Annotated in this window: 25 protein-coding genes; 15 read left to right on the top strand and 10 right to left on the bottom strand. The window is 67.2% G+C overall.

From position 1 onward, the window contains the following. Positions 1-247, bottom strand: a 247-nt coding sequence (argB, locus tag ASE89_RS20945; protein WP_201781517.1) for an acetylglutamate kinase, incomplete at its 3' end; no start/stop codon positions are given. 143 nt (positions 248-390) lie between these two features. Next, on the bottom strand, positions 391-1035 hold the full coding sequence (locus ASE89_RS02255; protein WP_031440508.1) for a queuosine precursor transporter: 645 nt from the start codon (positions 1033-1035) through the stop codon (positions 391-393). Between the two features lie 174 nt (positions 1036-1209). Here ASE89_RS02255 and ASE89_RS02250 point away from each other — a divergent pair, with 174 nt between their 5' ends. Continuing rightward, positions 1210-2475 (top strand): NupC/NupG family nucleoside CNT transporter, encoded by a 1266-nt coding sequence (locus ASE89_RS02250; protein WP_031440507.1) that lies wholly within the window; start codon positions 1210-1212, stop codon positions 2473-2475. A gap of 242 nt (positions 2476-2717) precedes the next feature. On the opposite strand, the gene ASE89_RS02245 is transcribed toward ASE89_RS02250, so the two are convergent. From ASE89_RS02245 to ASE89_RS02235, 3 genes are all read right to left on the bottom strand, one after another. Then, positions 2718-3272, bottom strand: coding sequence for a fasciclin domain-containing protein (locus tag ASE89_RS02245; protein ID WP_056406915.1), 555 nt, complete (start codon positions 3270-3272; stop codon positions 2718-2720). 84 nt (positions 3273-3356) lie between these two features. Further along, positions 3357-4298, bottom strand: coding sequence for a diaminopimelate epimerase (gene dapF / locus ASE89_RS02240; protein WP_056673635.1), 942 nt, complete (start codon positions 4296-4298; stop codon positions 3357-3359). Continuing rightward, positions 4283-4846 carry a DUF6456 domain-containing protein gene (locus ASE89_RS02235; RefSeq protein WP_443024339.1) on the bottom strand — a complete coding sequence of 188 codons (564 nt, stop codon included), beginning with the start codon at positions 4844-4846 and terminating at the stop codon, positions 4283-4285. The genes dapF and ASE89_RS02235 overlap by 16 nt, the downstream gene beginning before the upstream one ends. A gap of 144 nt (positions 4847-4990) precedes the next feature. Here ASE89_RS02235 and ASE89_RS02230 point away from each other — a divergent pair, with 144 nt between their 5' ends. Genes ASE89_RS02230 through ASE89_RS02220 form a run of 3 tightly spaced genes read left to right on the top strand, consistent with a single transcriptional unit; the run spans position 4991 to position 6709 of the window. Then, positions 4991-5554, top strand: a complete 564-nt coding sequence (locus ASE89_RS02230) for a helix-turn-helix domain-containing protein (RefSeq protein WP_031440838.1) — start codon at positions 4991-4993, stop codon at positions 5552-5554. A gap of 49 nt (positions 5555-5603) precedes the next feature. Next, positions 5604-6302, top strand: coding sequence for an EI24 domain-containing protein (locus ASE89_RS02225; RefSeq protein ID WP_056673632.1), 699 nt, complete (start codon positions 5604-5606; stop codon positions 6300-6302). After that, complete coding sequence (locus tag ASE89_RS02220; RefSeq protein WP_056673627.1) at positions 6302-6709, top strand: hypothetical protein; 408 nt, start codon at positions 6302-6304, stop codon at positions 6707-6709. Before ASE89_RS02225 ends, ASE89_RS02220 begins: the two co-directional genes overlap by 1 nt. A 5-nt stretch (positions 6710-6714) precedes the next feature. Here ASE89_RS02220 and ASE89_RS02215 read toward each other — a convergent pair whose 3' ends face one another. Beyond that, positions 6715-7701: an MlaA family lipoprotein gene (locus ASE89_RS02215; protein WP_236701589.1), complete on the bottom strand. Its 987-nt coding sequence runs from the start codon at positions 7699-7701 to the stop codon at positions 6715-6717. A gap of 125 nt (positions 7702-7826) precedes the next feature. After that, positions 7827-8978, bottom strand: coding sequence for a tRNA epoxyqueuosine(34) reductase QueG (queG, locus tag ASE89_RS02210; protein WP_056673621.1), 1152 nt, complete (start codon positions 8976-8978; stop codon positions 7827-7829). 38 nt (positions 8979-9016) lie between these two features. Here queG and ASE89_RS02205 point away from each other — a divergent pair, with 38 nt between their 5' ends. The 4 genes from ASE89_RS02205 to msrB all read left to right on the top strand — a co-directional run bounded on the left by ASE89_RS02205 (position 9017) and on the right by msrB (position 13074). Next, a complete protein-coding gene (locus ASE89_RS02205) occupies positions 9017-9934 on the top strand; it encodes an ABC transporter ATP-binding protein (RefSeq protein WP_056673618.1) in 918 nt (305 codons plus the stop codon). Then, positions 9931-11160 carry an ABC transporter permease gene (locus ASE89_RS02200; RefSeq protein WP_056673614.1) on the top strand — a complete coding sequence of 410 codons (1230 nt, stop codon included), beginning with the start codon at positions 9931-9933 and terminating at the stop codon, positions 11158-11160. Before ASE89_RS02205 ends, ASE89_RS02200 begins: the two co-directional genes overlap by 4 nt. A 97-nt stretch (positions 11161-11257) precedes the next feature. Next, a complete protein-coding gene (locus ASE89_RS02195; RefSeq protein ID WP_056675164.1) occupies positions 11258-12505 on the top strand; it encodes a cytochrome P450 in 1248 nt (415 codons plus the stop codon). A gap of 62 nt (positions 12506-12567) precedes the next feature. Continuing rightward, entirely contained in the window at positions 12568-13074 is a 507-nt protein-coding gene (gene msrB / locus ASE89_RS02190; protein WP_031439784.1) for a peptide-methionine (R)-S-oxide reductase MsrB, read from the top strand. A 13-nt stretch (positions 13075-13087) separates the two neighbouring features. Here the strand turns inward: msrB and ASE89_RS02185 are convergent, their stop codons facing one another. Beyond that, a complete protein-coding gene (locus ASE89_RS02185) occupies positions 13088-13702 on the bottom strand; it encodes a CHAP domain-containing protein (RefSeq protein WP_082451190.1) in 615 nt (204 codons plus the stop codon). Between the two features lie 344 nt (positions 13703-14046). On the opposite strand from ASE89_RS02185, the gene ASE89_RS02180 reads away from it, so the two are divergent. After that, entirely contained in the window at positions 14047-14835 is a 789-nt protein-coding gene (locus tag ASE89_RS02180) for an SDR family oxidoreductase (RefSeq protein ID WP_056673612.1), read from the top strand. Between the two features lie 136 nt (positions 14836-14971). Here the strand turns inward: ASE89_RS02180 and ASE89_RS02175 are convergent, their stop codons facing one another. Continuing rightward, positions 14972-17230, bottom strand: coding sequence for an NADP-dependent malic enzyme (locus ASE89_RS02175; protein ID WP_031394701.1), 2259 nt, complete (start codon positions 17228-17230; stop codon positions 14972-14974). A gap of 151 nt (positions 17231-17381) precedes the next feature. Between ASE89_RS02175 and mutS the strand changes: the two genes are divergently transcribed. The 3 genes from mutS (at position 17382) to ASE89_RS02160 (ending at position 21538) form a co-directional block, all read left to right on the top strand. Then, positions 17382-19961, top strand: coding sequence for a DNA mismatch repair protein MutS (mutS, locus tag ASE89_RS02170; protein ID WP_056673609.1), 2580 nt, complete (start codon positions 17382-17384; stop codon positions 19959-19961). Positions 19962-20088: 127 nt separating this feature from the next. Continuing rightward, positions 20089-21057 (top strand): cation diffusion facilitator family transporter, encoded by a 969-nt coding sequence (locus ASE89_RS02165; RefSeq protein ID WP_056673607.1) that lies wholly within the window; start codon positions 20089-20091, stop codon positions 21055-21057. A gap of 52 nt (positions 21058-21109) precedes the next feature. Next, positions 21110-21538: a glycine zipper 2TM domain-containing protein gene (locus ASE89_RS02160; protein ID WP_056673604.1), complete on the top strand. Its 429-nt coding sequence runs from the start codon at positions 21110-21112 to the stop codon at positions 21536-21538. A gap of 78 nt (positions 21539-21616) precedes the next feature. Here the strand turns inward: ASE89_RS02160 and ASE89_RS02155 are convergent, their stop codons facing one another. After that, positions 21617-22645, bottom strand: coding sequence for a polyprenyl synthetase family protein (locus ASE89_RS02155; protein WP_056406890.1), 1029 nt, complete (start codon positions 22643-22645; stop codon positions 21617-21619). 101 nt (positions 22646-22746) lie between these two features. On the opposite strand from ASE89_RS02155, the gene ASE89_RS02150 reads away from it, so the two are divergent. From ASE89_RS02150 to pncB, 3 genes are all read left to right on the top strand, one after another. After that, a complete protein-coding gene (locus ASE89_RS02150; protein ID WP_031395533.1) occupies positions 22747-23025 on the top strand; it encodes a chorismate mutase in 279 nt (92 codons plus the stop codon). 140 nt (positions 23026-23165) lie between these two features. Further along, complete coding sequence (locus tag ASE89_RS02145) at positions 23166-23825, top strand: thymidylate kinase (protein WP_056673601.1); 660 nt, start codon at positions 23166-23168, stop codon at positions 23823-23825. Between the two features lie 21 nt (positions 23826-23846). Further along, positions 23847-25151, top strand: a complete 1305-nt coding sequence (gene pncB, locus ASE89_RS02140; RefSeq protein WP_056673598.1) for a nicotinate phosphoribosyltransferase — start codon at positions 23847-23849, stop codon at positions 25149-25151. Positions 25152-25158: the final 7 nt, after the last annotated feature.

Genomic DNA, 25158 nt, shown 5'->3' with positions numbered 1-25158 from the left:
CCCCCAGCCGCTTCAGCATCGAGCCGATCTGCGGCCCCCCGCCATGCACCACGACCGGGTTGATCCCGACCGCCTTCAGCAGCACCATGTCCTCGGCGAAATCGCGCTGCAGCTCGGGGTCGCCCATCGCGTGCCCGCCATATTTCACGACGAAGGTCTTGCCGGCATAACGCTGCAGATAGGGCAGCGCCTCGGTCAGCGTCTCGGCCTTGGCGAGCAGGGCGGGATCGGGCGTATGATCGGTCATCCCGCCCCCTTAGCCAGTGCAGCGCTTGAACGAAAGCCGCGCTGCCCCCCTTCCGTCATCCTGACGAACGTCAGGACCCAGAGCCAAGCAGCGTCACCGTCCGCGACCCTGGGTCCTGACGTCCGTCAGGATGACGGACTAGATCAAACCCGGTCCAGCCGCCGCCCCAGCCGCACGAAGAAGGTGATCGCGAACGGCACCAGCACCACCGACAGCACCACCTTGGTCAGCATCTGCCCCGCCATCAGCTCGACGATCGGCCGCGCGCCGAGGAACGAGATGGTGATGAACAGCACCGTGTCGATCACCTGCGACACGATGCTCGCGATCATCCCGCGCAGCCACACCAGCCGCCCCTCGCCCCCGACCGGCCCCGCCAGCCGCGCGAAGATCAGGACGTTGAGCGTCTGCGAGATCCCGTAGGAGATCAGCCCCGCCATCATCATCCGCGCGCCCTGCCCGACGACGACCGGGAAGGCGTCGACCGCGGGCGGGTACATCCCCGGATCATGCGGCAGCGCGAGCACCAGCTGGATCAGCGCCGCCGACACCAGCAGCGGAATGAACCCCAGCCGCACCAGGAACGTCGCGGTCTTCTGCCCGTGCAGTTCCGAAATCGCGCTGCTGATCACCACCAGCAGCAGGAACGCGAAGATCCCCGCCTCGACCGCGAGCGGCCCGAGCGCGACCTGTTTCACCCCCAGCACGCCGGCGATGCACACCATGCCGCCATAGAGGACAGAGAAAATGAAGAGCGAACGCGGGAACGCGGGAAGGTCTGTGGTCATCGCGCCGGACGCTAGCGAAATGCCGCGCGCCGTCAAATGCCTAGCCCCCATGAAACCGCGCCGTGAAAGCGTGCAGGCGTCAAATGACTGGCGAGCACGGCGTACCCGTGTCATGTCGGCCGCTTGCGCAGCCGGGGGGCCGCGTGTGTCACCGTACCAAAACGCAGGGCGTCCATGGAAAGACTGATCATCGGCCTTGCAGGCATCGCCGTCATCCTCGGCATCGCGGTGCTGCTGTCGAGCGACCGCCGCGCGATCCGGCTGCGGATCGTCGGCGCCGCCTTCGCGCTCCAGGCGGGCATCGCGATCCTCGTGCTCTATTCGAGCTTCGGCAAGGTCGTGCTCGGCAGCATGTCGGGCGGCGTCGCCAATCTGCTCGGCTATTCGCAAAAGGGCACCGAATTCCTGTTCGGCAAGATGGCGACCCCCGAGATCGGCGGCCAGAGCTTCGCGATCGCCGCGCTCCCCGTCATCATCTTCTTCGCCAGCCTCGTCTCGATCCTCTATTATCTCGGCATCATGCAGTTCGTGGTGCGCTGGGTCGGCGGCGGCATCGAGAAGGTGATCGGCGTGTCGAAGGTCGAATCGCTCTGCGCGGCGGCGAACATCTTCGTCGGCCAGAGCGAATCGCCGCTCGTCATCCGCCCCTATCTCGCCGGCCTCACCCCCGCGCAGCTCTTCACCGTGATGACCAGCGGGATGGCCGGCGTCGCGGGTACGATCCTCGCGGCCTATGCGTCGATGGGCATCCGCATCGACTATCTCCTCGCCGCCAGCTTCATGGCCGCGCCCGGCGGGATCCTGATGGCGAAGATCATCATGCCCGACCGCGTCACGCCGCCCGAGGGCGAGCTCGCGCTCGGCGACCTGCCCGGCGAATCCTCCGCGGGCGAACCCATGCCGCAGGCGACGCATGACGAGGAAAAGCCCGCCAATTTGATCATGGCCGCCGCCCAGGGCGCGCAGACCGGCGTCCGCCTCGCGGTCGCGGTCGGCGCGATGGTGCTGGCGTTCGTCGCACTGGTCGCGCTCGCCAACGGCCTGCTCGGCGGGCTCGGCAACATGATCGGGCTGCCGGGGCTGAGCTTCCAGGGTCTGCTCGGCTATGTCTTCGCGCCGATCATGTTCCTCCTGAACGTGCCGTGGAGCGAGGCGGGGATCGCCGGCGGGCTGTTCGGGCAGAAGATCGTGCTGAACGAATTCGTCGCCTATATCTCGCTTGGCACCCAACCCGGGCTCAGCCCGCGGACGATCGCGGTGATCACCTTCTCGCTGTGCGGCTTCGCCAATTTCTCGTCGATCGCGATCCAGATGGCGGTAACCGGCAGCCTCGCCCCCAACCAGCGCCCGATGATCGCCAAACTCGGCCTCCGCGCCCTCGCCGCCGGCAGCCTCGCCAACCTCATGTCCGCCGCCCTAGCCGGCCTCCTGATCAGCTAAAAATACCCCTCTCCCCTCGGGGGAGAGGGAGGGGCCCACGCAAAGCCTGGGAGGGTGAGGGCACGCGAGGCTCGAGACCCCTCATCCCAACCACCCCTCACCCTCCCGTCGCCTAAAGGCTCCTCCTTCCCTCTCCCCCAAGGGGAGAGGGACAAAAAAACCCCTCTCCCCCCGGGGGAGAGGGAGAGGCCCACGCGAAGCGTGGGAGGGTGAGGGCACGCGAGGCTCGAACCCTCACCCCCTCACGGCAGCATCACCGTATCGATCACATGGATCAGCCCGTTCGACTGGCGCACATCGGCGATCGTGATCCGCCCCTTGTGCCCCTTGCCGTCCATGATGCCCCAGCCGCTGCCCGACTTCATGAACATCAGCGGCTCACCCTGCACGGTGGTGTAGCTGGCCGTCCCGCCATCCGCCTTGGCTTTCGCGGCGATGTCGGCGGCCATGATCGTCCCCGGCACGACATGATAGGTCAGCACGCCCGCCAGCTGCGCCTTGTTCTCGGGCTTGAGCAGCGTATCGACCGTCCCCGCGGGCAGTTTGCCGAACGCGGCATTGGTCGGCGCGAAGACCGTGAACGGCCCCGGTCCCGACAGCGTCTCGACCAGGTCGGCGGCCTTGACCGCGGCGACCAGCGTCGTGTGATCCTTCGAATTGACCGCATTCTCGACGATCGTCTTGGTCGGGTACATCGCGGCGCCGCCGACCATCGGGTTGGTCTGCGCGGCGACCAGCGCGGTGCCGCTGACGGCGACAGCGGCGGCAATGATCGTGGTACGAAACAGGGGGGTCATGACAGTCTCTCCTGATCGGCGCCGATGATCCGGCTGCCGCGGCGAAGATACGGCCACCCCGGCCGCAACGATGCACACGCTTTTTTACATTCCGGTGCGCAATGTTTCCCAGGCGGCAATCTCTTCGTCATGCCGCCGCGCAATCACCAGGTCGCCCGGTTCGCCGGACTCGAGATCGACCGTCACCGACCCGGTCCATTCGACCGTCGCATTGCCCGACAGCGTCACCATGCCGTCCGCCCCCGCCTCGGCGCGGACCAGCCCGCCGCGGTTGAACACCGTCGTCGGCGTGTCGTACGCGATCCGCCCCGTCAGGCACGCGGCAAAGGTCGACGCCGCCATCGCGCTGCCGCAACTGTCGGTCAGCCCGACCCCGCGCTCATGCGTGCGGACGAACAGGTCGGTCCCGCGCACCTCGACAAAGCTCACATTGGCGCGGTTGGGCAGCCAGTCGGGCGCCGCCTCGCAGGCCTCGCCGACGCGGACCAGCTCGGCATCGTCGACCGCCTCGACGAACGCCACCAGATGCGGGTTGGGCATCGCCACCGCGGTGAACGCGCGCGTCGAGGGCAGTCCGGCCAGCGGCGCCTCGACGATCTGGTCCGCATCGACATGCATCGGCCACGCCGCGACGTCGAGCGACGCCGGCCCCGCGGTCTCGCGCACCGTGAACACGCCCGGCGCAATCTCCGCGTCGCGCACGACCAGCGCATCGCTCGTCTTCAGCCGAGCGGTCGCGCGCGTCAGCCCGGTCGCGGCGAACCCCGCGCGCGCGACGCAGCGCAGCCCGTTGAGGCAGGTCTCCGATTCGCTCCCGTCCGAATTGAACATCCGCATCCCGAACGCACGCCCGTCCTCGTCACCCGCGGTCAGCAGCAGCAGCCCATCGCCGCCGACCGGCCCCGCGCGATCCGCCAGCGCGCGTGCGACGCGCGCCCAGTCCGCATCGCCCAGCGACAGCGCACGCGCGTCGATCAGCGGGAAATCGTTGCCGGAGCCGTGACATTTGATCAGATCGAAGCGCATGCCGCGCCCTTAACCCCGTCGCCGCGCAAAGGCGAGCCGCGCCCCCCATCCCCGCCCTCATAATGCCCGCCCGCATAATGTGTCGCGAGCCGATCGAGCGCGAGCGTCAGCACCAGCCGCCCCGCACGCGCCGGCCAGGACAGCGCGCGCTCCGCCGCGGGCAGCCCCTCGCCCGCGCACACCACCCGCCACAGTATATCCGCGAGCCCCGGCCCCGCCGCCGCGATCGCCGCGTCGAACCGCCGCTTCGCCGCGATCTGCGCGACGGTCGGGTCGAGCGTGTCCTGCCCGCCGCCATCAACCCGCGGCGTCCAGCGCATCGTCACGCTCGGCGCGATCGACGCGGTCTCGTACGCCGCCCGCAACCGCTCGCCCGCCGCAAACTGGCGCGCATCGATCAGCCCGCGCGACCGCAGCCAGGTCAGCGGCGACTCCGCCCGGTTGACCGTGACGCTCCGCCCGCCACGCGCGACACCTTCCCGCTGCACCTCCCGCTCACCGACCCTGTCAGCTTCACGCTCACCTTCCCTGTTGGCATCCCGCCGCATGCCCCGCCCGTCGATCGCGACCTCGATCAGATCCTGCATGCGCCGCCCTTTCCATTTGCCGAGTCCCGATTGTCTTGCCATATTCGACCAGAAATTGCAAGAAAAAACAACCTATCTGGTTTGTGCAAGCGACGGAGCCTGTCGATGATCACTGCTATCCGTGCCGTCCGCCGCGCCAAGGGATTGACGCTCGACGACGTCGCAAGGCGTTGTGATCCCCCGACAACCGCGCAGACGATCGGCCGGCTCGAGACGGGGACGCGGACCGTGTCGGTCGGCTGGCTCAACCGGATCGCCGCCGCGCTCGACGTCGCCGCGGTCGATCTCGTGACGATGCCCGAACGCGCCGATCTGCCCGTCGTCGCGATCCTGGATTCGACCGGAATTCAAGCCCCTACCCGCCCAAACCTCGCCACCCCGCCGCATGTCGAGCCGGGTCAGGTCGCGGTCACGGTGGCCGCCGGCGTCGGTGACTACCGCACGGGCGACGTGCTCTGGTGCACCACGCTCGGCCCCGACGAATTCGAGAGCGCGCTCTACCGCGACGTGCTCGTCCCCCGCCCCGCCGGTCGCTTCGCCTTTGGCCGTCTGGTCGCGCTAACCGACGGCAGTCCCACGCTTATTCCGGTCGGCGACGATGCCGCGCCCCAGCAGATCGAGCGCCCCGTCTGGATCGCCCGCGCGGTCCGCCTGATCCGCACGCTCTGAGTCGCCGCCCCGCATTGACGGCCCGGAGGCGGCGGGCCATCGCTGCCGCATGATCCGCGGTTTCTTCCTTTCGCTCGGCCAGCTCGGCGATCCGCCGGTGCTGCGCGTCTTTGCCAAGTCGATGGCGGTGACGCTGCTCGTCTTCGCCGCGCTCGGCCTGCTCATGTGGCTGGGCGCAAAGGCGATTTTCGCCGCCTGGCTGGGCAGCGACCAGGCCGGGATCGCCGCCGCGGTCGCGCTGTTCCTGACCATCCTCGCGGTCTGGATCCTGTTTCGCGCGGTCGCCATCGCGGTCGTCGGGATCTTCGCCGACGATGTCGTCGCCGCGGTCGAGGCGCGCCATTATCCCGCTAGTCTCGCCACCGCGCGGCCCGTGCCGTTCGCGCGCAGCCTCGCGATGGGGCAGCGCTCAGCGTTCCGCGTGCTGCTCGTCAACCTGTTGATGGTGCCCGTCTATATCGGCCTGCTCGTCACCGGTGTGGGGACCGCGGCGGCGTTTTTCGTGGTCAATGGCTGGCTGCTCGGGCGCGATCTCGGCGATATGGTCGCGGCGCGCCACATGGACGCCGCGGCGATGCGGGGCTGGCGTGCGACGACGCGGGCGTCGCGGTTCGTGCTGGGTCTTGCGAACACCGCGCTGTTCGTGGTTCCGATCCTCAACATCGCCGCCCCCGTGCTGGGCGCGGCGATGGCGACGCATTTTTATCACGGGACGCGCGCAGCGGTGCGCGCCCGGGGGACCAGCTGATGACGAGATCACGTGTCAACGCGTTGAAAGGCTTCGCAATCTCGCGGTCCGCCCCGGGCCTGGCGATCGCCCTCGGCCTCGCGCTCGCCGGCTGCGCCGCGCCGGTCGCGACCGCGCCGGTCGGCCGCCCCGCCATCCCCTATACCAGCGTCGGGCTCGAACGCGTGATCGGCCAGACCGCCGCCGGCCTGACCCGGCTGTTCGGCGATCCCGACGCCGATGTCCGCGAGGGCGCGGCGCGCAAGCTCCAGTTCCAGAGCGGAATTTGCGTGCTCGACGCCTATCTCTACCCCGCCGGATCGGGCGAGCCCAAGGTCACCTATATCGACGCGCGCGAGCTCGACGGCAGCACGATCGACCGCGCGAGCTGCGTCGCCGCGCTCACCCGCCGCGACGGCGGCCGCTAGGCCGCTCAGGGCCCGGGCGGCGGCCCCGTTTCGGTCGCGCCCGCCGCGCCGACCGGGATCCGCGTCGCGGGCAGCGCCGCCTGGCATTCGGGCGGCGGTGCCGGGGGCCGGCGGTGGAGATGATCGATCTCCGCCTGTCGCCGGTGCAGGTAGAAGGCGCGCGACGATGCATAGGGATCGCCCGCATCGTCATGCAAACACTTGAGAGTTTCGTCGAAATCGGCGCGGTGGTCGAGCGCGCCGAGCACGCCGGCCGGCACCGTATAGCTCGCATCGGTGAACGGCGACCCGATCGCGGTCGGCAACAGCAACCGGTCGAGCGTCCCGCCGATCAGGTCGCGCACCGTCGTCGGCCCGACCAGCGGCAGGAACAGGAACGGCCCGTTGCCGATCCCGTGATACCCCAATGTGTTGGCAAAGCCGTTCGACCGGCGCGGCAGCCGGAACGGCCGCTTCTTGGCGACGTCGATGACCCCCGCCGCGCCGACCGTCGAATTGATCACGAACCGCCCGACCGTCTCCGCCGCCTTGCCCGGCTTGAACTGCAGCAGGAAGTTCACGAACACGATCGGCTCGCGCAAGTTATAGAGAAAATTGTGAATACCCTTGCGGATCGGGCTCGGCACCTTGCGCTTGTAGACCCGCGCCACGGGTCCCACGACCGCGCTGTCGACCGCCTGCGTCGCCCCGAACGCCTGGGCATTGACGCCGCGGAGCGGATCCCCCGCATCACGCGACTGCCCGACGACGACGATGTCCTTCTGCGCGTTCGGCTCGGCGGGCACGGGCGCTGGAACCGGGACAGTCTGGGGCGCTGCAACCGGCGCTACGGGCACCACGGGCGGCGATACCGGCACGACGGGCGATTCGGGCACGCGCTGCTCGTCCGCGACCACCGTCGACGGCGCAACCGGGACCGGTGCGACGGGCAGCGGGTCGACGGCCTGCACCGCCAGCGCGGCGACCATCGTAGCAGTGGAAAATGCCAACATATGCAATCATCGCCCCTTGGACCGCCACCGCTGTCCGCATTGCCCCCGCAAGGCAAGTCTCGAATGCGCGCCCCTACACCGGCGTTCGTGAATAATTTCCCCTGTCGCGCGTCACTTGGCCCGCGTCAGCTTAAGTTCGCCCGGTCCCATTCCGCGCGGACGCCATCGTCATTTTCGCCGCCACGACGATCCGCTTTCTCGGCCGCGAATCGCACCGCGTCGAGTCGCGACAAGGCCCACACCGCCGTCCCGCGCACGACCGGCGCCGGGTCGCCCAGCAACGCCGCGACGCCCTCCGATAATGTCGCGTCATTACTATTCCCCGCCGCGATCAACGCGTTACGCACCATCTTGTCGCGCCCGATCCGCTTGATCGGCGATCCGGCAAAGACCTGGCGGAATCCCGCATCGTCGAGCGCGATCAGGTCGGCAATCTCGGGCGCGACCAGCTCGGCGCGCGGCGCGAAGGCGAGATTGGCGTTCGCGGCGGCGGCGAACTTGTTCCACGGGCACACCGCCAGGCAATCGTCGCAGCCATAGATGCGGTTGCCGATACCCGCCCGGAATTCATGCGGAATTACCCCCGCATGCTCGATCGTCAGATACGAGATGCAACGCCGCGCATCGAGCCTGTAGGGCGCCGGAAACGCATCGGTCGGGCACGCGCGCTGGCACGCGTCACAGCTCCCGCACAGATCCCGGCCCGCGGCGTCGCCCTTCAGTTCGAGCGTCGTGTAGATCGCACCGAGGAACAGCCAGCTGCCCTCTGTCCGGCTGACCAGATTGGTGTGCTTGCCCTGCCACCCCAGCCCCGCCGCCTCCGCGAGCGGCTTCTCCATCACCGGGGCAGTATCGACGAACACCTTGAGATCGAACGGATACTCGACACCGACCGCGTCGCTCGCCAGCCACCGGCCGAGCGCCTTCAGCTGCCGCTTGATGACGTCGTGATAATCTGCGCCCTGCGCATAGACCGAGATCCGGCCGACCTCGCCTTGCTCCGCCAGCCGCAGCGGATCGTCCTTCGGCGCATAGCTCATGCCCAGCGCGATGACGCTGCGCACCGCGGGCCACAGGCCGGCGGGGCTCGCCCGCTGCGCGCGCCGCTCCTCCATCCAGATCATGTCGCCATGCCGCCCTTCGGCTAGCCACTGGTGCAGCCGTTCGCCCGCCAGCGGCGCCGCATCCGCGCGCGCGATCCCGCACGCCGCAAAGCCCAGTTCGGCCGCCTTGGCCTTCACGCGTGATTCGAGGTCGGATGGCTTGTCGTCGGGCACGTCCGCCCGCTACCACAGCCGCTCGGCTTGAAGGAAGTTTGCGCGTGGGCGAGGAATGGGCGGTCAAGGCCGGCGGGCTGGTCAAGCGCTTCGGCGACCGGCGGGTGGTCGACGGCGTCGACATCGCCGTGCCGACCGGCGCGATCTACGGCGTGCTCGGCCCGAACGGCGCGGGCAAGACCACGACGCTGCGCATGCTGCTCGGCATCATCGAACCCGATGAAGGCCACCGCACGCTGCTGGGCTTCGACAGCCCGCGCGACGCCTCGGATCATGTCGGCTATCTGCCGGAGGAACGGGGACTTTATCCCGCGATGAAGGCGCGCGAGGCGATCGCGTTCATGGGCGCGCTGCGCGGTCTCGACTGGAAGACCGGGCGTGCGCGCGCGGTGACGCTGATGGAGGGGGCGGGGCTCGGCCATGCGGTCGACGAGAAGATCCGCAAATTGTCGAAGGGCATGGCGCAGCTCGTCCAGCTGCTCGGCTCGGTCGTGCATCAGCCCGATCTGCTCGTGCTCGACGAACCCTTTTCCGGGCTCGATCCGGTCAACCAGGAACGTCTTGAAAAGCTTATCCTTGTCGAACGCGATCGCGGCGCGACGATCCTGTTCTCGACGCATATCATGAGCCATGCGGAACGGCTGTGTGACCGGCTGGCGATCATCGCCGGCGGCAAGCGCCGGTTCGAGGGGACCGTCGACGACGCGCGCGGCGTCCTGCCCCAGCGCGTGCATTACACCCCGCACCGCCCCGACCCCGCGATCCGCGGCGTGCTGCCCCCCGACGCGCTGCCCGATCGCGACGGCTGGCGGTTCGAACTGCCGGGCGGCGGGATCGAGACGCTGCTGGTCCGGCTGATCGACGCAGGATACGGCATTTCCGGGCTCTCGATCGAACGCCCCGGGCTGCACGAGGCGTTCGTGCGAATCGTCGGCCAGCAGGAGGCGCAACCATGACCCGCTTCCGCCGCACGCTGCGCCAGACCTTCACCATCGCCCGCCGCGATTTCACCGCGACCGTCTTCACCCCGATCTTCCTGCTCTTCCTGTTCGCGCCGCTGATCATGGGCGCCTTCGGGGCGGTCGGCGGCCTTGGCGCGGCCAGCGTCACCGACGGCGCGCAGGACAAGGCGCAGATCATCGCGATCCTCCCCGCCGCCGAGTCGCGCATGATGGCCGAGGCGGATACGCGGCTGCGCGGCATCTTCCGGCCAGGCGAGGGACCACCCGACCTGACCACGCAGCCGGCCGCCGCCGATCCGGCGGCACAGGCGCGCAATGCCTTCGACCGCAACGATATCGACGCCGCCGCAGTCCTTTACGGCCCGCTCGCGGCGCCACAGATCCTCTATGGTCCCCGCGGCGACCGCGCCGCGGGCTATCTCGCGACGCTCGCGCAGACGACGCTGGCGGCGCAACAGGCAGGCGGCACGCTGCCCCCGATCGACGTGACCAAGACCCGGATCACGCGGTCGCGCGGATCGGTCGGCGGCCAGCATCAGTCGGCCTTCTTCGCGGTGTTCGGGATCTTCTTCCTGACGTTGTTCCTCTCGGGCCAGGTCGTCGGGACGATGGCCGAGGAACGCAACAACAAGGTGATCGAGGTGCTCGCCGCCGCGGTCCCGCTCGAATCGGTGTTCTTCGGCAAGCTGATCGGCATGTTCGGCGTCGCGGTGCTGTTCGTCGCCTTCTGGGGAACCGTCGTCGGACAGGTCACGACATTGCTTCCCGCAGGCGCGGCGGCGGCGATCGGCGATCTCCGTCCCGCAGTCGGCGGCCCGATGTTCGCGCTGCTCTTCGCGGGCTATTTCACCATGGCCTATCTGCTTCTGGGATCAGTGTTTCTCGGCGTCGGCGCGCAGGCCTCGACGATGCGCGAGATCCAGATGCTGTCGCTGCCGATCACGATCCTTCAGGTCGCGATGTTCGGCCTCTCCTCCGCCGCGGTCTCACGCCCCGGCAGCTGGATCGCGACGCTCGCCGAGCTGTTTCCGCTTTCCTCGCCCTTCGCGATGGCCGGGCACGCGGCCAATTCCCCCGAGCTCTGGCCGCACGTCGCGGCGCTGGCCTGGCAGGCCCTGTGGGTGACGATCTTCATCGTCGTTGGCGCACGACTGTTCCGCCGCGGCGTGCTCCAGTCAGGCAGCGCGCGGCCCTTCTGGCGCCGCGCGAAGCCCCACTGACACAGGTTGTTGACATCGCTGTCAGTACTTGGTCTCCTGCCCGAAAACAGGAGAGTGATGGGTGGCGACGCTTGCAGGCGAAATCACGACGGCTCCGATCAGCGAGCGCGTAACCAACGGGGCGGCAACCGGAAAACAGCCTATCGACCCGCTCGATGTCAGTCGCGCGGACCTCTACCGCGACGATGTCTGGCACGCCCCCTTCCGCCACCTTCGCGCCCATGCCCCGGTCCACCATGTCGCGAGCTCGGATTACGGCCCCTATTGGTCGGTCTCGAACTACCGGGGGATCGTCGAGGTCGAATCGCTGCCCGACCTCTATTCCTCCGAAGCCGGCGGCATCACGCTCGCCGATTTTGACCGCGATCGCGACGTCCGCATGCCGATGTTCATCGCGCGCGATCGCCCGATCCACACCAGCCAGCGCCGCACGGTGGCCCCCGCCTTCACGCCGAGCGAGATGACCCGCATGGCAGCCGACATCCGCCGGCGCACCGCGGAGATCCTCGACGGGCTCGACTGGAACACGCCGTTCGACTGGGTCGACCGCGTCGCGATCGAACTGACGACGCAGATGCTGGCGATCCTGTTCGATTTCCCCTGGGAGGATCGGCGCAAGCTGACCCTGTGGTCGGACTGGGCGGGCGACATCGAACTCGTCAAGAACGAGGAGACGCGCAAGCAGCGGCTCGCGCATATGTTTGATTGCGGGGCCTATTTCCAGACGCTCTGGAACGCCAAGATCGACCGGCCGCCGACGCCCGACCTGATCTCGATGATGATCCATTCGGATGCGATGGCGCATATGGAGCATCACGAATTCATCGGAAACCTGATCCTCCTGATCGTCGGGGGCAACGACACGACGCGCAACTCGATGTCGGCGCTGGCCTATGGCCTCGACGCGTTTCCCGACGCCCGCGCCATGCTCGAAGCGGATCCGGCGCTCATTCCCAACGCCGTGAGCGAGATCCTCCGCTGGCAGACACCGCTCGCGCACATGCGGCGCACCGCAACGCAGGATACCATATTGCAGGGCCAGTCGATCAAGGCCGGCGACAAGCTGGCCCTTTGGTATCTCTCGGCGAATCGCGACGAAAGCGTGTTTGGCGACGATGCCGACGCGATCCGCGTCGACCGTCCCAATGCGCGGCGCCATCTCGCCTTCGGCCACGGCATCCACCGTTGCGTCGGGGCGAGGCTCGCCGAGATGCAGCTCGCGATCCTGCTCGAGGAAATGGCGAAGCGCCGCATGCGGATCAACGTGGTCGGCGCCCCCACCCGGGTCGCCGCGTGTTTCGTCCACGGCTATCGTTCGCTCCCGGTCGAGATCAGCCGCTACTGACTTTCATCGCCCGCCTCCGCGCGCATCCTGTTCGCGGCAAGGTTCGTACTTATATCATGACCATGACACACACATCGCCCGATCGCCGCACGTTCCTCACGCTCGCCGGCGCCGGCGCGGCGGGCTTTGCCCTCTGGGGCTGCTCGTCGCAGTCCGCCCAGGCCGCCGAACGCTTCGAGGTCACACTGAGCGACGCGCAGTGGCGCAAGAAGCTGTCGCCGGATGCCTATAACGTGCTGCGCAAGGAAGGAACCGAGCGACCCTATTCGAGCCCGCTCAACGGCGAACATCGCGCCGGGATCTTTTCCTGTGCCGGCTGCGCGCTGCCCGCCTTTTCGTCAAAGACCAAGTTCGAGAGCGGGACGGGATGGCCGAGCTTCTGGCAGCCCTTGCCCAATGCCGTGCGGACCCGGGTCGATTCGACGCTCGGGATGGCGCGGACCGAGGTGCATTGCCGACGCTGCGGCGGGCATCTCGGCCATGTGTTCGACGACGGCCCCAAGCCGACGGGAAAGCGCTATTGCATGAACGGCGATGCGCTGACGTTCCGGGCGATGGCGGCCCGGTAATCGCTTAACTGGTTCAGCCCGCGTCGTTTACGAGCGTGAAGATGCCGCGCGGGTCGGTCGGGCCATGCTGCACCGTGGCGAGCTGAGCGGCGTTGGCGCGCTGCGTCGCGCTGGGCGCGCTGACCATCTGGAGCGACGGCTGGGCGGGGGCGTCGAGCATCTCGCCGCGCGGTGCATGGCCTGAATAGATGAAGCCCTTGGTCGGATAGGCCGAGGTGCCGAGATCGCCCTGCGGCCCGTACCAGACCTTGACCATGCTCCAGTCACCCGCGTCGGACACGTCGATCGCGCGAACATTCGTTTCGATCGCACCGCGACGCGACCAGTTGGCATGGGTCAGGAGCACTTCGCGGTCGCTGACGACCTTCGAGACCATCGCGACATGGCCGACGCGCATCCGCGAGGTCGGCGAGAAAGCGAGGACGGCACCGGCCTTTGGTGCATGGCCCCGCTCGTAGCGGCCCTCGGCCTGGCTCCACCAGGTGTTCGCGTTGCCGCGGATCTCGATGCCCGACACCGAGCGGGCAAAGGTCACGCACTGCCAGAACTGGGCCGCTGCCGGTGTGGCCGTCATCAGGCCGCACGATACCACCAGCGCAAAACGCGCTGCTAACGCCTTGAAATTCATCGAGACCCCCCGGTCAAAACCCGTTCGTCACAGCCTGGCTACGGGAGGTTCGATTTAATTGAAAGTCGCCGCGGAACCATATCCGACGAAGCGTGTTGTCGCGCCGACGAGCCCCTTTTTTAGCCGACCATGCCGCCCTTTTCCGATGTTCTGCCGCTGATGCAGCGGACACGCGCATGCGGGCCGGGATCGTTAGTCCCGCACCCATCAAGAGAGCGCAGTAGGGCCGGCTTTGCGATGACAGTACGGCGCACCACCTCGTCAAACCACGGCAATTCGAAAAACGGGTTTGCTACGCGCGGCGCGCGGCGATACCAGTCGCAAAAATCTCTGGAGGATGCCGCATGGATACGACCACCCTGTTCCGTCTCGACGGCCGCGTCGCACTGATCACCGGCGGCAGCCGCGGCATCGGCAAGATGATTGCGGCGGGCTTCATCGCGCAGGGCGCGAAGGTCTATATCTCGTCGCGCAAGGCGGATGTCTGCGAAGCCGCGGCGGCCGAACTCGGCCCCAACTGCATCGCGCTGCCGCAGGACGTCTCGACCGTCGCCGGCTGCAAGGCGCTCGCGGCGCAGTTCGCCGAGCATGAAAGCCAACTCGACATCCTCGTCAACAATGCGGGTGCGGCCTGGGGCGTGCCGTTCGAGGAGTTTTCGGAGGTCGGCTGGGACAAGGTCATGGACCTCAACGTCAAATCGCCCTTCTTCCTGACCCAGGCGCTTCACGCGGCGCTCAAGGCCTCGGGCTCGCGCGATCGGCCGGCCAAGGTCATCAACATCACCTCGATCGACGGCCAGCGCCTCAACCCGTGGGAAACCTACAGCTATCACGCGTCGAAATCGGCGCTGATCTACCTGACCAAGCGCATGGCCGCGCGGCTCGTGACCGATTCGATCAACGTCACCTCGATCGCCCCCGGTGCGTTCGCCAGCGACATGAACAAGGCGGCCCGCGATCACGGCGACGCGGTTGCGCAGGGGATCCCCGCTAAGCGGGTCGGCGTCGACGAGGACATGGCCGGCGCCGCGATCTATCTCGCCAGCCGTGCCGGTGATTACGTGATCGGCGAAACTATCACCGTCGACGGCGGCCTTGTCCACGCCTCGCTAGGCACCAGCATCGACGCCTGAGCAAAAGCCCTCTCCCCTCAGGGGAGAGGGAGGAGCCCGCCGCGCAGCGGTGGGAGGGTGAGGGCACGCAGTGCATTCGCTCCCCTGCCCTCACCCCCGCGCGCTCCCTCTCCCCGCCGGGGAGAGGGCTTGCCTGTCACCGGGCAATCCCACCCGCCGCGAGCACCGCCAGCGTCACCAGCTCGCTCGCCGTGCTCGTCATCGGCGCGACCTGCACCGGCTTCTCCATGCCGATCAGCATCGGCCCGATCACCGAATCGCCACCAAGCTCGCGCAGCAGCTTGGCCGAGATATGTGCCGACTGAAGACCCGGCATGATCAGCACGTTCGCCGGCCCCGACAGTCGCGCGAACGGATAATTCGCCAGCTGCTTCGGGTTGAGCGCCACGTCCGGCGCCATCTCGCCCTCATATTCGAACCCGACCTGACGACCGTCGAGCACCGTCACCGCATCGCGGATATTGTCGAGCCACTCGCCCTTCGGATTGCCGAAGTTCGAATAGCTCAGGAACGCGACGCGCGGCTCATGCCCCATGCGACGTGCGACCGCTGCGGTCTGCTCGGCGAAATCGGCGAGCTGTTCGGCGGTCGGGCGCTCGTTGACCGTGGTGTCGGCGATGAACACCGTGTGGCTCTGCCCGACAAGCAGATGGATACCGAACGGCGTCTTGCCCGCGGCCGGATCGATCACGCGGTAGATCTGGCGCATCGTCTCGCCATAGGTACGCGTGATGCCGGTGATCATCGCATCGCCCTCGCCGAGCTGCAGCAGCAGCGCACCGAAGATGTTGCGATCCTGGTTCACCATCCGCTCGCAGTCGCGCCGCAGATAGCCGCGACGCTGGAGGCGGGCATAGAGCAGCTCGACCATCTTCGGCACCAGCGGCGAGACGCGGCTGTTGTGCAGCTCGAAGCTCTCGGGGTCGGTGACGCCCAGTGCACGCAACCGGTCCGGCACGTCGTCGCGGCCGACCAGCACCGGCGTGCCATAGCCGCCCTCCTTGAACGCGATCGCCGCCCGCAGCACGACCTCTTCCTCGCCCTCGGCGAAGATCACGCGCTTGGGATGCGCCCGCGCGCCCTCATAGGCCATCGACAGCACCGAGGTGGTCGGGTTGAGACGCGCACGCAGCGACTGGCGATACGCCTCGATGTCGAGGATCGGCTTGGTCGCGACGCCCGATGCCATTGCCGCCTTGGCGACCGCGACGGGAACGACCTCCATCAGCCGCGGATCGAACGGCGCAGGGATGATATAGGCGGGGCCGAAGCTGTGGCTGACGCCGTATGCCAGCGCGACCTCCTCGGGCACACGCTCGCGCGCCAGCTCGGCGATCGCATTGGCCGCGGCGATCTTCATCGCGTCGTTGATTCCCGTCGCGCGGACGTCGAGCGCGCCGCGGAAGATGAACGGGAAGCACAGCACGTTATTGACCTGGTTCGGATAATCCGACCGGCCCGTCGCGACGATCGCGTCGGGACGCGCAGCCATCGCCAGTTCGGGGCGGATTTCGGGCTCAGGATTGGCCATCGCGAAGATGATCGGCGCGGCCGCCATGTCCTTGACCATCTCGGGCTTGAGCGCGCCTGCCGCCGACAGGCCGAGGAACACGTCCGCGCCGACCAGCGCCTCGGTCAGCGTCCGCGCGCTGCTCGTCGTGGCATGCGCCGACTGCCACTGGTTCACGTCGTCGCGACCCTGATAGATCACGCCGGTACGGTCGCACATGATGACGTTGTCGGGCCGCACGCCCATCGCCTTCATCAGCTCGGTGCACGCGATCGCCGCCGCGCCCGCGCCGTTGACGACCAGCTTGATGTCGCCAAGCTTGCGCCCGGTCACGAGGCAGGCGTTGATCAGCCCGGCCGCACAGATGATCGCGGTGCCGTGCTGATCGTCATGAAATACGGGGATATTCATCCGCTCGCGCAGCGTCTGCTCGATGATGAAGCACTCGGGCGCCTTGATGTCCTCGAGGTTGATGCCGCCGAACGTCGGCTCCATCAGCTCGACCGCATCGATGAAGCGATCGACATCCTCGGTCTTCAGCTCGATGTCGATCGAGTCGACGTCGGCGAAGCGCTTGAAGAGCACCGCCTTGCCCTCCATCACCGGCTTCGACGCCAGCGCGCCGAGATTGCCCATGCCGAGGATCGCGGTCCCGTTCGAGATCACCGCGACCAGATTGCCCTTGGCAGTATAGTCATAGGCGGTCGAGGGATCGTCGGCGATCGCCTGCACCGGAATCGCCACGCCGGGCGAATAGGCGAGCGCGAGGTCGCGCTGCGTCGCCATCGGTTTGGACGCAATGATCTCGAGCTTCCCGGGACGGCCTTCCGAATGGAACAGCAGCGCTTCGCGTTCGGAGAACTGGAGATTATTGTCGTCGGACATAAGCGGGGCCTCGGGGGTATCTGCATGGGGAGCCCCTGCCTTTACGGAACGCGTGGCTGTTCGTCACCCCTTGGGAACCCTTCGCAGTGCTATTGGACGTGCGGGCGGTTTTCGCTACCCCGCGCCGATGTCCACTCCCGCCGCTACCCCGATGATGACGCAGTATCTCGGCCTCAAGGCCGAGGCGCAGGATTGCCTACTGTTCTACCGCATGGGCGATTTTTTCGAGCTGTTCATGGACGATGCGCGCATCGCCGCGGCGGTGCTCGACATCGCGCTGACTGCCCGCGGCGAGCATGAGGGCAAGCCGATCCCGATGTGCGGCGTGCCGGTGCACGCGGCCACCGCCTATCTCCAGCGGCTGATCAAGGCCGGGCACCGCGTCGCGATCGCCGAACAGGTCGAGAGTCCGGCCGAGGCAAAGGCGCGCGGCGGATCGAAGGCGCTGGTCGCCCGCGCGATCGTCCGCGTCGTGACCGCGGGCACGCTGACCGAGGAAGCCTTGCTCGACGCGCGCAGCGACAATTGGTGCGTGGCGATCGGTGAAGCCGGGGGATCCGTCGCGATTGCCGCGGCCGACGTGTCGACCGGCCGGTTCGAGGTCATCGACGTCGCCGACGACGCGGTCGGGGCCGAACTTGCGCGACTTGCCGCGGCCGAGATCGTCGTCGCCGAGGCGAGCGGTTTTGCAGAGGCCGCCACGACGCTGCGCCCCAGGAGCGATTTCGACAGCGGTGCGGGCGAAGCGCGGCTCAAGCGAATCTACGGCGTCGCGACCCTCGACGGCTTCGGGCAGTTCGGGCGGGCCGCATTGGCCGCGGCCGGCGGTCTGGTCGCGTATCTCGAACATAATGCGAAGGGCGCGCTGCCCTTCCTGCGGCCGCCGCGAATCGGGCGGGCGGCACAGGTGATGGCGATCGACGCCGCGACGCGGGAAAGCCTCGAACTGACCTGCACCACCGGCGGCGTCCGCAAGGGAAGCCTGCTCGACGCGGTCGATCGTACCGTCACCGGTGCCGGTGCGCGGCTGCTCGGTGCCGATCTTGGCGCGCCCCTGATGGACAAGGCCGCGATCGACGCGCGGCTCGACCTCGTCCGGTTGTTCCATGACGACCAGGCGCTGCGCGAACGGTTGCGCGCGACGCTGCGCGCGCTGCCGGACATCGGCCGGGCGCTTGGCCGCCTCGCTGCGGGTCGAGGATCACCGCGCGATCTTGGCCAGTTGCGCGACGGTCTCGACGGCGCCTGGAACCTGGGGGAGCGGCTCGATGCACTTACCGATCCGCCGCGCCTGCTCAGCGACGTCGCACCGCTGTTGCGCGGGCATGGCAGCCTGATCGACCTGCTCAAGCGTGCGCTCGTACCATCGCCACCGATCGAAGCCTCTGACGGGGGGTATATCGCGGCGGGATATGACGCCGCTCTCGACGACCTGCGCGATACCGGCGCTGGGGGACGCCGCGCGATCGCCGCACTGGAGGCCGAGTTTCGCACCTCGACCGGCGTGTCCGCGCTCAAGATCCGCCACAATGGCGTGCTCGGCTATCATGTCGAGGTCCCTGCACGAGCTGCCGATTCGCTGATGAAGCCCGACAGCGGTTTCACGCACCGCCAGACCCTCGCAGGTGTCGTACGCTTCAACACGCCCGCGCTGCACGATGTCGCAACGAAAGTGTCGCAGGCGGGTGCGCATGCCACGGCGGCGGAGTCGGCCCATCTCGAGGATCTTACCGCGCGGGCGCTCGCCGGCCGCGAGGCGATCGCCGCGACTGCCGACGCGCTCGCCCGGCTCGATGTCGCCGCCGGTCTCGCCGAGCGCGCAGCCGAGGGGCAATGGTCGCGCCCGATCCTGGTCGACCATGCCTGTTTCGAGATCGAGGGAGGCCGGCACCCGGTCGTCGAGGCCGCCGTCGCCAAGTCGGGCGACCGGTTCGTCGCCAACGACTGCAACCTGTCGGAATCCTCGCGATTATGGCTCGTCACGGGCCCCAACATGGGCGGCAAGTCGACCTTCCTGCGCCAGAATGCGCTGATCGCGGTCCTGGCGCAGGCCGGAAGCTATGTGCCGGCGACCAAGGCTACGCTGGGTCTCGTCGACCGCCTGTTCAGTCGCGTCGGCGCGTCGGACAATCTCGCGCGCGGCCGCTCGACCTTCATGGTCGAAATGGTCGAAACCGCCGCCATCCTCGCACAGGCGACGCCGCGGAGCTTCGTGATCCTCGACGAGGTCGGTCGTGGCACCTCCACCTATGACGGCCTCGCGATCGCCTGGGCCGTGGTCGAGGCGATCCATGAGGACAATCGGTGCCGCTGCCTGTTCGCGACGCATTATCATGAGCTGACCCGGCTCGCTGAACGCTGCGAGGCGCTGTCGCTGCATCACGTTCGCGCGCGCGAGTGGAAGGGCGAACTCGTCCTGCTCCACGAACTCGCCGACGGGCCGGCGGATCGCAGCTACGGCCTAGCCGTTGCGCGCCTCGCCGGCATGCCGCCGGTCACTGTGCAGCGTGCCAAGGCGGTGCTAGCAAAGCTGGAAGCCGGGCGTGCCAAAACTGGCGGCCTGGCGGCGGGGCTGGATGATCTTCCGCTGTTCGCGGCCGCCGCGCAGATCGAGGAGGTGGCGTGCGACGTGCTGCGCGAAGACCTGGCGAAGCTCGACATCGATGCGATGAGCCCACGCGACGCGCTCGACGCGCTCTACCGGTTGAAGGCGCTCGCGACCGAGGGCTGAGCGCAAACCCGGCGAAAACCACTGTATCGCCGATACTTGCCCCCGGCCTGCAATCCCATCGCGCGGCGTCCTAGTATCACATGCAAGACGGATGCTACGCGCCGGCAGAATCATTGGAGCATGGGCTTTGGGCGGACACGGGCACGGGCATGCGGGACACGGGCACGAGCATGCACACGGGCATGCGGGGCATGGGCACGGACATGCACACAGCCATGCGCCGGCATCGTTCGACCGCGCGTTTGCGATCGGGATCGGACTCAACGTGGCGTTTGTCGCGGTTGAAGCCTTGGTCGGATTGCGGATCAACTCGGTTTCGCTGCTCGCGGACGCCGGGCATAATCTGTCTGATGTGCTTGGCCTGGTCGTCGCCTGGGGCGGGACGATGCTCGCGCGAACCGAGCCGACCAAGCGCTTTACCTATGGGCTGAAGGGATCGACGATCCTTGCGGCGTTGACCAATGCGCTGCTGTTGCTCGTCGCGCTCGGGGCGATCCTGCTGGAGGCGACACAGCGTTTCGCAGACCCAACGCCCACGGCGGGCCTGACCGTATCGATGGTGGCCGGGATCGGCATCGCGGTGAATGCGATCACCGCCTGGATGTTCGCGCGCGGTCGCAAGGGGGACGTCAACATCCGTGGCGCCTATCTGCATATGGCCGCGGACGCGCTGGTATCGGCGGGGGTCGTGATCGCGGGCGTGCTGATCTGGCAGACCGGGATCTCATGGATCGACCCGGCGGTCTCCATCGTCATCGCGGTCCTGATCTTCTGGCAAACCTGGGGATTGCTGCGTGAAACCGTCGAAATGGCGCTGTCCGCGGTACCGCGCGGGATCGAATTCGACCAGGTCGACGAGGCGCTATGCACCCTGCCCGGCGTGACGGCGATCCATGATCTGCACATCTGGCCGATGAGCACGACGGAGCCCGTCCTGACCGCGCACCTCGTCATGCCGGGCGGCCATCCCGGCGATCCGTTCCTCACCTCGACCCGCACGATGCTGCAGGAGCGTTTCGGGATCGGCCATGCCACGTTGCAGGTCGAGACGGGCGACGGTCAGCCATGCTCGATGACGCGCCACACGGTGATATGAACCTTTGGGGCGTTGCGGGGGTTATCCTAGTATAGTTCTGGAGTAATACCCGATGAAGAAGCATTTTATCGCTGCGCTCATGTCCGTTGCCGTCGTCGCCCCCGCTATAATGCCTGTCGAAGCCGCCGCTCAGCGTCATGACGACCGCCGGGGCCATGACGACCGCCGGAACAACGACTCGCGCCGCGGCAACGACCGCAACTGGCGCGGCGACGATCGCAACTGGGATCCTTCGCGCAGCTATCAGAACGGCAATTACCGCGAGCGTCGTCTCGGCCGCAATGATCGCATCTATCGCGGTAACGATGGCCGGGCCTATTGCAAGCGCAACGATGGCACGACCGGGCTCGTGATCGGTGCACTCGGTGGCGGCGTTCTTGCCAATCTGATCGGCGGCGGCACGCTCGGAACGCTGGCGGGTGCCGGTGGCGGTGCACTACTCGGACGGTCGGTCGACCGCGGTAACGTCAAGTGCCGCTGAGCTTTTTTGCTCTGTAAATGAAGATACGGCGGCCGAGCGATCGGCCGCCGTTATTGTGTCTGCCTCAGCCGGTTGAACTTAATAAGCGCGAGCCACCGCAAACTCGACCGCTTCGATCATCGCGTCCTTCGCCTCGCCATTGGCAAAGCCCGCGATCGAATCGATTGCCCGCTGACCATAATGCCGCGCCCGCGCAAACGTGTCGTCAATCGCGCGGGTTGCCCGGATCAGACGCACGGCATGCTGCAGGTCGGCGTCGGTGTCACGACGCCCCTCGACCGCATCCTTCCAGAATTGACGATCCTCGGCCGATCCGCGCGCATAAGCGAGGATCACCGGCAGGGTCATCTTGCCTTCTCGGAAATCGTCGCCCGCATCCTTGCCCATCGTATCCGCATCCGAGACATAGTCGATCGCGTCGTCGACAAGCTGGAAGGCGATCCCGAGGTTGCGGCCATAGGCGTCGAGTGCCGCCTCTTCATTCTCGGGCCGATCGGCCACCACGGCAGCGATTCGGCAGGCGGCAGCGAACAGCGCCGCGGTCTTCGCGCCGATGATGTCGAGATAGCGCTCCTCACCCAGATCGACGCGACGCGCCGCCGTCAGCTGATTGACCTCGCCCTCGGCGATGACCGCGCTGGTCGACGAGAGGATCTTGAGCGCCTTCAGGCTGCCCGCCTCGACCATGAGTTCGAAGCTGCGGCTGAAAAGGAAGTCGCCGACCAGTACGCTGGCAGGATTGCCCCAGATGATGTTCGCGGTGCGGTTACCACGCCGCAGGTCGGAGCCATCGACGACGTCGTCATGCAGCAACGTCGCGGTGTGGATGAATTCCACGGCCGCCGCGAGCAGGTGATGCTGCGTCCCGGCATAGTCCAGCAGCTGTGCACTCGCGAGCGTCAGCATCGGGCGCATCCGCTTGCCCCCGCCCGCGATCAGATGACCCGCCAGTTCGGGGATCAACGGAATATCGGAGGTCATGCGCGCGACGATCACCGCATTGACCTGATCCATGTCGGTGGTGACGAGCTTGACCATCGGGTCCAGCGAAGGCTGTGGCCCGGGATTCGAACGAGGGGAGTCGAGGCGGTGGACGGTGGCGCTCATCTGCCCGTGCCTCTGACGGCTACCGCCTCGCAAAGCAACCCTTGCCGGCTCGGCAAACCCCCACCAAAAGGCAGGCGACGGCAATAGGTGGAGGTTACACGATGCCCGACGACCTGCTGAGCGGCTATCGCCAGAGCATCGACAACATCGATGCGGCACTGATTCATATGCTTGCCGAACGGTTTAAGGTGACGCAGGCGGTTGGCCGGCACAAGGCGGAGCACGGGCTGCCGGCTGCCGATCCCGGACGTGAGGAGCGTCAGATCGCGCGGTTGCGCCGGCTCGCCGAGGAAGCTCAACTCGATCCGGAATTCTCCGAAAAGTTTTTGCGGTTCATCATCGACGAGGTGATCCGCCACCACCAGAAACTTTGCCAATGACGCGCTGGGCGGTGGTGGCCGATTGAAAGGTTCACGGCATCGCCAAGGGCGGCCGACATCCCCGCCAGGCCGCACTTCCCGCATATTTGCGTCAGCACAGCTTTATCGACCTGCACGCGCCGGTCGGTTAGGGGAGCGCGATGAGCTTCCTCCTCGCTATCGAAGGCGCCGACGGCGCCGGTAAGGCCACGGCCTCCGCACTGGTCGTCGACCAGTTGCAGGCCGCCGGGCGCAGCGCCGCGGTCATTTCGTTCCCGCGCTATACGGACACAGTCGGCGGCTGGGCGCTGGGGGCGATGCTCGCGGGCACACTGCCACGCGGCACGTCGCCAAAGGCCGCCGCCGTGCTATACGCGCTCGACCGGATGGAATCGCGCGATCACCTGATGGCAACGATGGCGGCGAACGACATCGTCGTGTTCGACCGCTATACCGCGTCGAACATGGCGTATCAGGCGGCGCAGGTGCCGATCGACGAAGCGGATACGATGATGGCCTGGATCGCGAATCTCGAGACGCGCAGCTTTGCCCTGCCGACGCCTGATCTGTCCGTCTACCTCGATACGCCGGCAGACATTGCACGCGGGCTGATCCGCCAGAAGCGCAAGCGCTCCTATACCGACGATGCGTTCGACGCGTATGAAGCGGATACCGGGCTCCAGGACCGCGTCCGCATCAACTATGCCGCGATGGCGGCGGCAGGGCTGCTGGGCCGCTGGGCGACCGTATCGACGGTCACGGCCGGCGCGTCGCGACCGCCAGCGGACATTGCACGCGATATCGTTGCATTGCTGCGCTGAACGCCCCGGAAGGAGACCGGCATGGCCGTCACCGATATTGCCACGCGTACCTATGATCACGGCTTCCGGCTCGATCCGATCGTCCGCAGCCTGCTCGATACCGATTTCTACAAGCTGCTGATGTTGCAGATGATCCGTCACCTGCATCCCAAGGTGCAGACGACCTTCACCCTGATCAACCGCACAACGAGCGTGCGGCTGGCGGACATCATAGACGAAAGCGAACTGCGCGCGCAGCTTGATCATGCGCGTAACGTGCGGTTCGGGAAGAAGGAGCTGATCTGGCTCGCGGGAAACAGCTTCTATGGCCAGGATCGCATGTTTGCGCCCGAATTCCTGCAGTGGCTCGCCGCCTTCCGGCTGCCCGAATACGAGCTGCGGACCGTCGACGGGCAGTTCGAGCTGCGCTTCGAGGGCTGCTGGGCGGAAACGACGATGTGGGAAATCCCCGCGCTCGCGATCATCAATGAATTGCGCGCGCGCGTGGCGGTCCGCGATCGCGGACGTTTCGCGCTCGACGTGATCTATGCCCGTGCGAAGGCCAAGTTGTGGGACAAGGTCGAACGGCTGAGGGATCTGCCCGATCTGGTCTTGTCCGACTTCGGTACGCGCCGCCGCCATGGCTTCCTGTGGCAACGCTGGTGCGTCGAGGCACTCAAGGAAGGGCTTGGCAGCCGTTTCATCGGCACGTCGAACGTCTTGCTGGCGATGGACAACGATCTGGAAGCCATCGGCACCAACGCGCATGAATTGCCGATGGTCTATGCCGCACTGGCCGACGACGACCGGGGGATAGCGGATGCCCCCTACCGGGTGCTCGATGACTGGCGACGCCATTATGGCGGCAATCTGCTGATTGCGTTGCCCGACGCGTTCGGAACGAGCGCGTTCCTCGCCAACGCGCCCGACTGGGTCGCCGACTGGACGGGCTTCCGCCCCGACAGTGCGCCGCCGATCGCCGGTGGCGAAGCGATCATTGCCTGGTGGAAGGCACAGGGTCGCGACCCGAAAACGAGACTCTTGATCTTCTCGGACGGCATGGATGTCGACACGATCGAAGAGACCTATCGGCATTTCCACGGCCGGGTGCGGATGAGTTTTGGCTGGGGAACCAACCTGACCAACGATTTCCGAGGATGTGACCCCGATGGCATGGCCGGACTCGAGCCGATCTCGCTGGTCGCCAAGGTGACGCAGGCCAATGGACGCCCGGCGGTCAAGCTGTCGGACAATCCAGCCAAGGCGACCGGCGATCCGCGCGAGATTGCCCGGTACCTGCGAATCTTCGGTGACGAGGGCCGCACGAACGCGAAGGTCGCGGTCTAGACCCTGC

Source organism: Sphingomonas sp. Leaf30, from assembly GCF_001422525.1.
Taxonomy (GTDB): domain Bacteria; phylum Pseudomonadota; class Alphaproteobacteria; order Sphingomonadales; family Sphingomonadaceae; genus Sphingomonas; species Sphingomonas aerolata.
Note: the sequence above shows the minus strand (reverse complement) of the source record. Positions and strands in the feature narration are given on the sequence as shown.

What these genes read in the sequence shown, in the direction of transcription:
- ASE89_RS02255 (WP_031440508.1), bottom strand. Translation starts at nt 1,035, where the DNA reads ATGACCACAGACCTTCCCGCGTTCCCGCGTTCGCTCTTCATTTTCTCT.
- ASE89_RS02250 (WP_031440507.1), top strand. Translation starts at nt 1,210, where the DNA reads ATGGAAAGACTGATCATCGGCCTTGCAGGCATCGCCGTCATCCTCGGC.
- ASE89_RS02245 (WP_056406915.1), bottom strand. Translation starts at nt 3,272, where the DNA reads ATGACCCCCCTGTTTCGTACCACGATCATTGCCGCCGCTGTCGCCGTC.
- dapF (WP_056673635.1), bottom strand. Translation starts at nt 4,298, where the DNA reads ATGCGCTTCGATCTGATCAAATGTCACGGCTCCGGCAACGATTTCCCG.
- ASE89_RS02235 (WP_443024339.1), bottom strand. Translation starts at nt 4,846, where the DNA reads ATGCGGCGGGATGCCAACAGGGAAGGTGAGCGTGAAGCTGACAGGGTC.
- ASE89_RS02230 (WP_031440838.1), top strand. Translation starts at nt 4,991, where the DNA reads ATGATCACTGCTATCCGTGCCGTCCGCCGCGCCAAGGGATTGACGCTC.
- ASE89_RS02225 (WP_056673632.1), top strand. Translation starts at nt 5,604, where the DNA reads ATGATCCGCGGTTTCTTCCTTTCGCTCGGCCAGCTCGGCGATCCGCCG.
- ASE89_RS02220 (WP_056673627.1), top strand. Translation starts at nt 6,302, where the DNA reads ATGACGAGATCACGTGTCAACGCGTTGAAAGGCTTCGCAATCTCGCGG.
- ASE89_RS02215 (WP_236701589.1), bottom strand. Translation starts at nt 7,701, where the DNA reads ATGTTGGCATTTTCCACTGCTACGATGGTCGCCGCGCTGGCGGTGCAG.
- ASE89_RS02200 (WP_056673614.1), top strand. Translation starts at nt 9,931, where the DNA reads ATGACCCGCTTCCGCCGCACGCTGCGCCAGACCTTCACCATCGCCCGC.
- msrB (WP_031439784.1), top strand. Translation starts at nt 12,568, where the DNA reads ATGACACACACATCGCCCGATCGCCGCACGTTCCTCACGCTCGCCGGC.
- ASE89_RS02185 (WP_082451190.1), bottom strand. Translation starts at nt 13,702, where the DNA reads ATGAATTTCAAGGCGTTAGCAGCGCGTTTTGCGCTGGTGGTATCGTGC.
- ASE89_RS02180 (WP_056673612.1), top strand. Translation starts at nt 14,047, where the DNA reads ATGGATACGACCACCCTGTTCCGTCTCGACGGCCGCGTCGCACTGATC.
- ASE89_RS02175 (WP_031394701.1), bottom strand. Translation starts at nt 17,230, where the DNA reads ATGTCCGACGACAATAATCTCCAGTTCTCCGAACGCGAAGCGCTGCTG.
- mutS (WP_056673609.1), top strand. Translation starts at nt 17,382, where the DNA reads ATGATGACGCAGTATCTCGGCCTCAAGGCCGAGGCGCAGGATTGCCTA.
- ASE89_RS02160 (WP_056673604.1), top strand. Translation starts at nt 21,110, where the DNA reads ATGAAGAAGCATTTTATCGCTGCGCTCATGTCCGTTGCCGTCGTCGCC.
- ASE89_RS02155 (WP_056406890.1), bottom strand. Translation starts at nt 22,645, where the DNA reads ATGAGCGCCACCGTCCACCGCCTCGACTCCCCTCGTTCGAATCCCGGG.
- ASE89_RS02150 (WP_031395533.1), top strand. Translation starts at nt 22,747, where the DNA reads ATGCCCGACGACCTGCTGAGCGGCTATCGCCAGAGCATCGACAACATC.
- ASE89_RS02145 (WP_056673601.1), top strand. Translation starts at nt 23,166, where the DNA reads ATGAGCTTCCTCCTCGCTATCGAAGGCGCCGACGGCGCCGGTAAGGCC.
- pncB (WP_056673598.1), top strand. Translation starts at nt 23,847, where the DNA reads ATGGCCGTCACCGATATTGCCACGCGTACCTATGATCACGGCTTCCGG.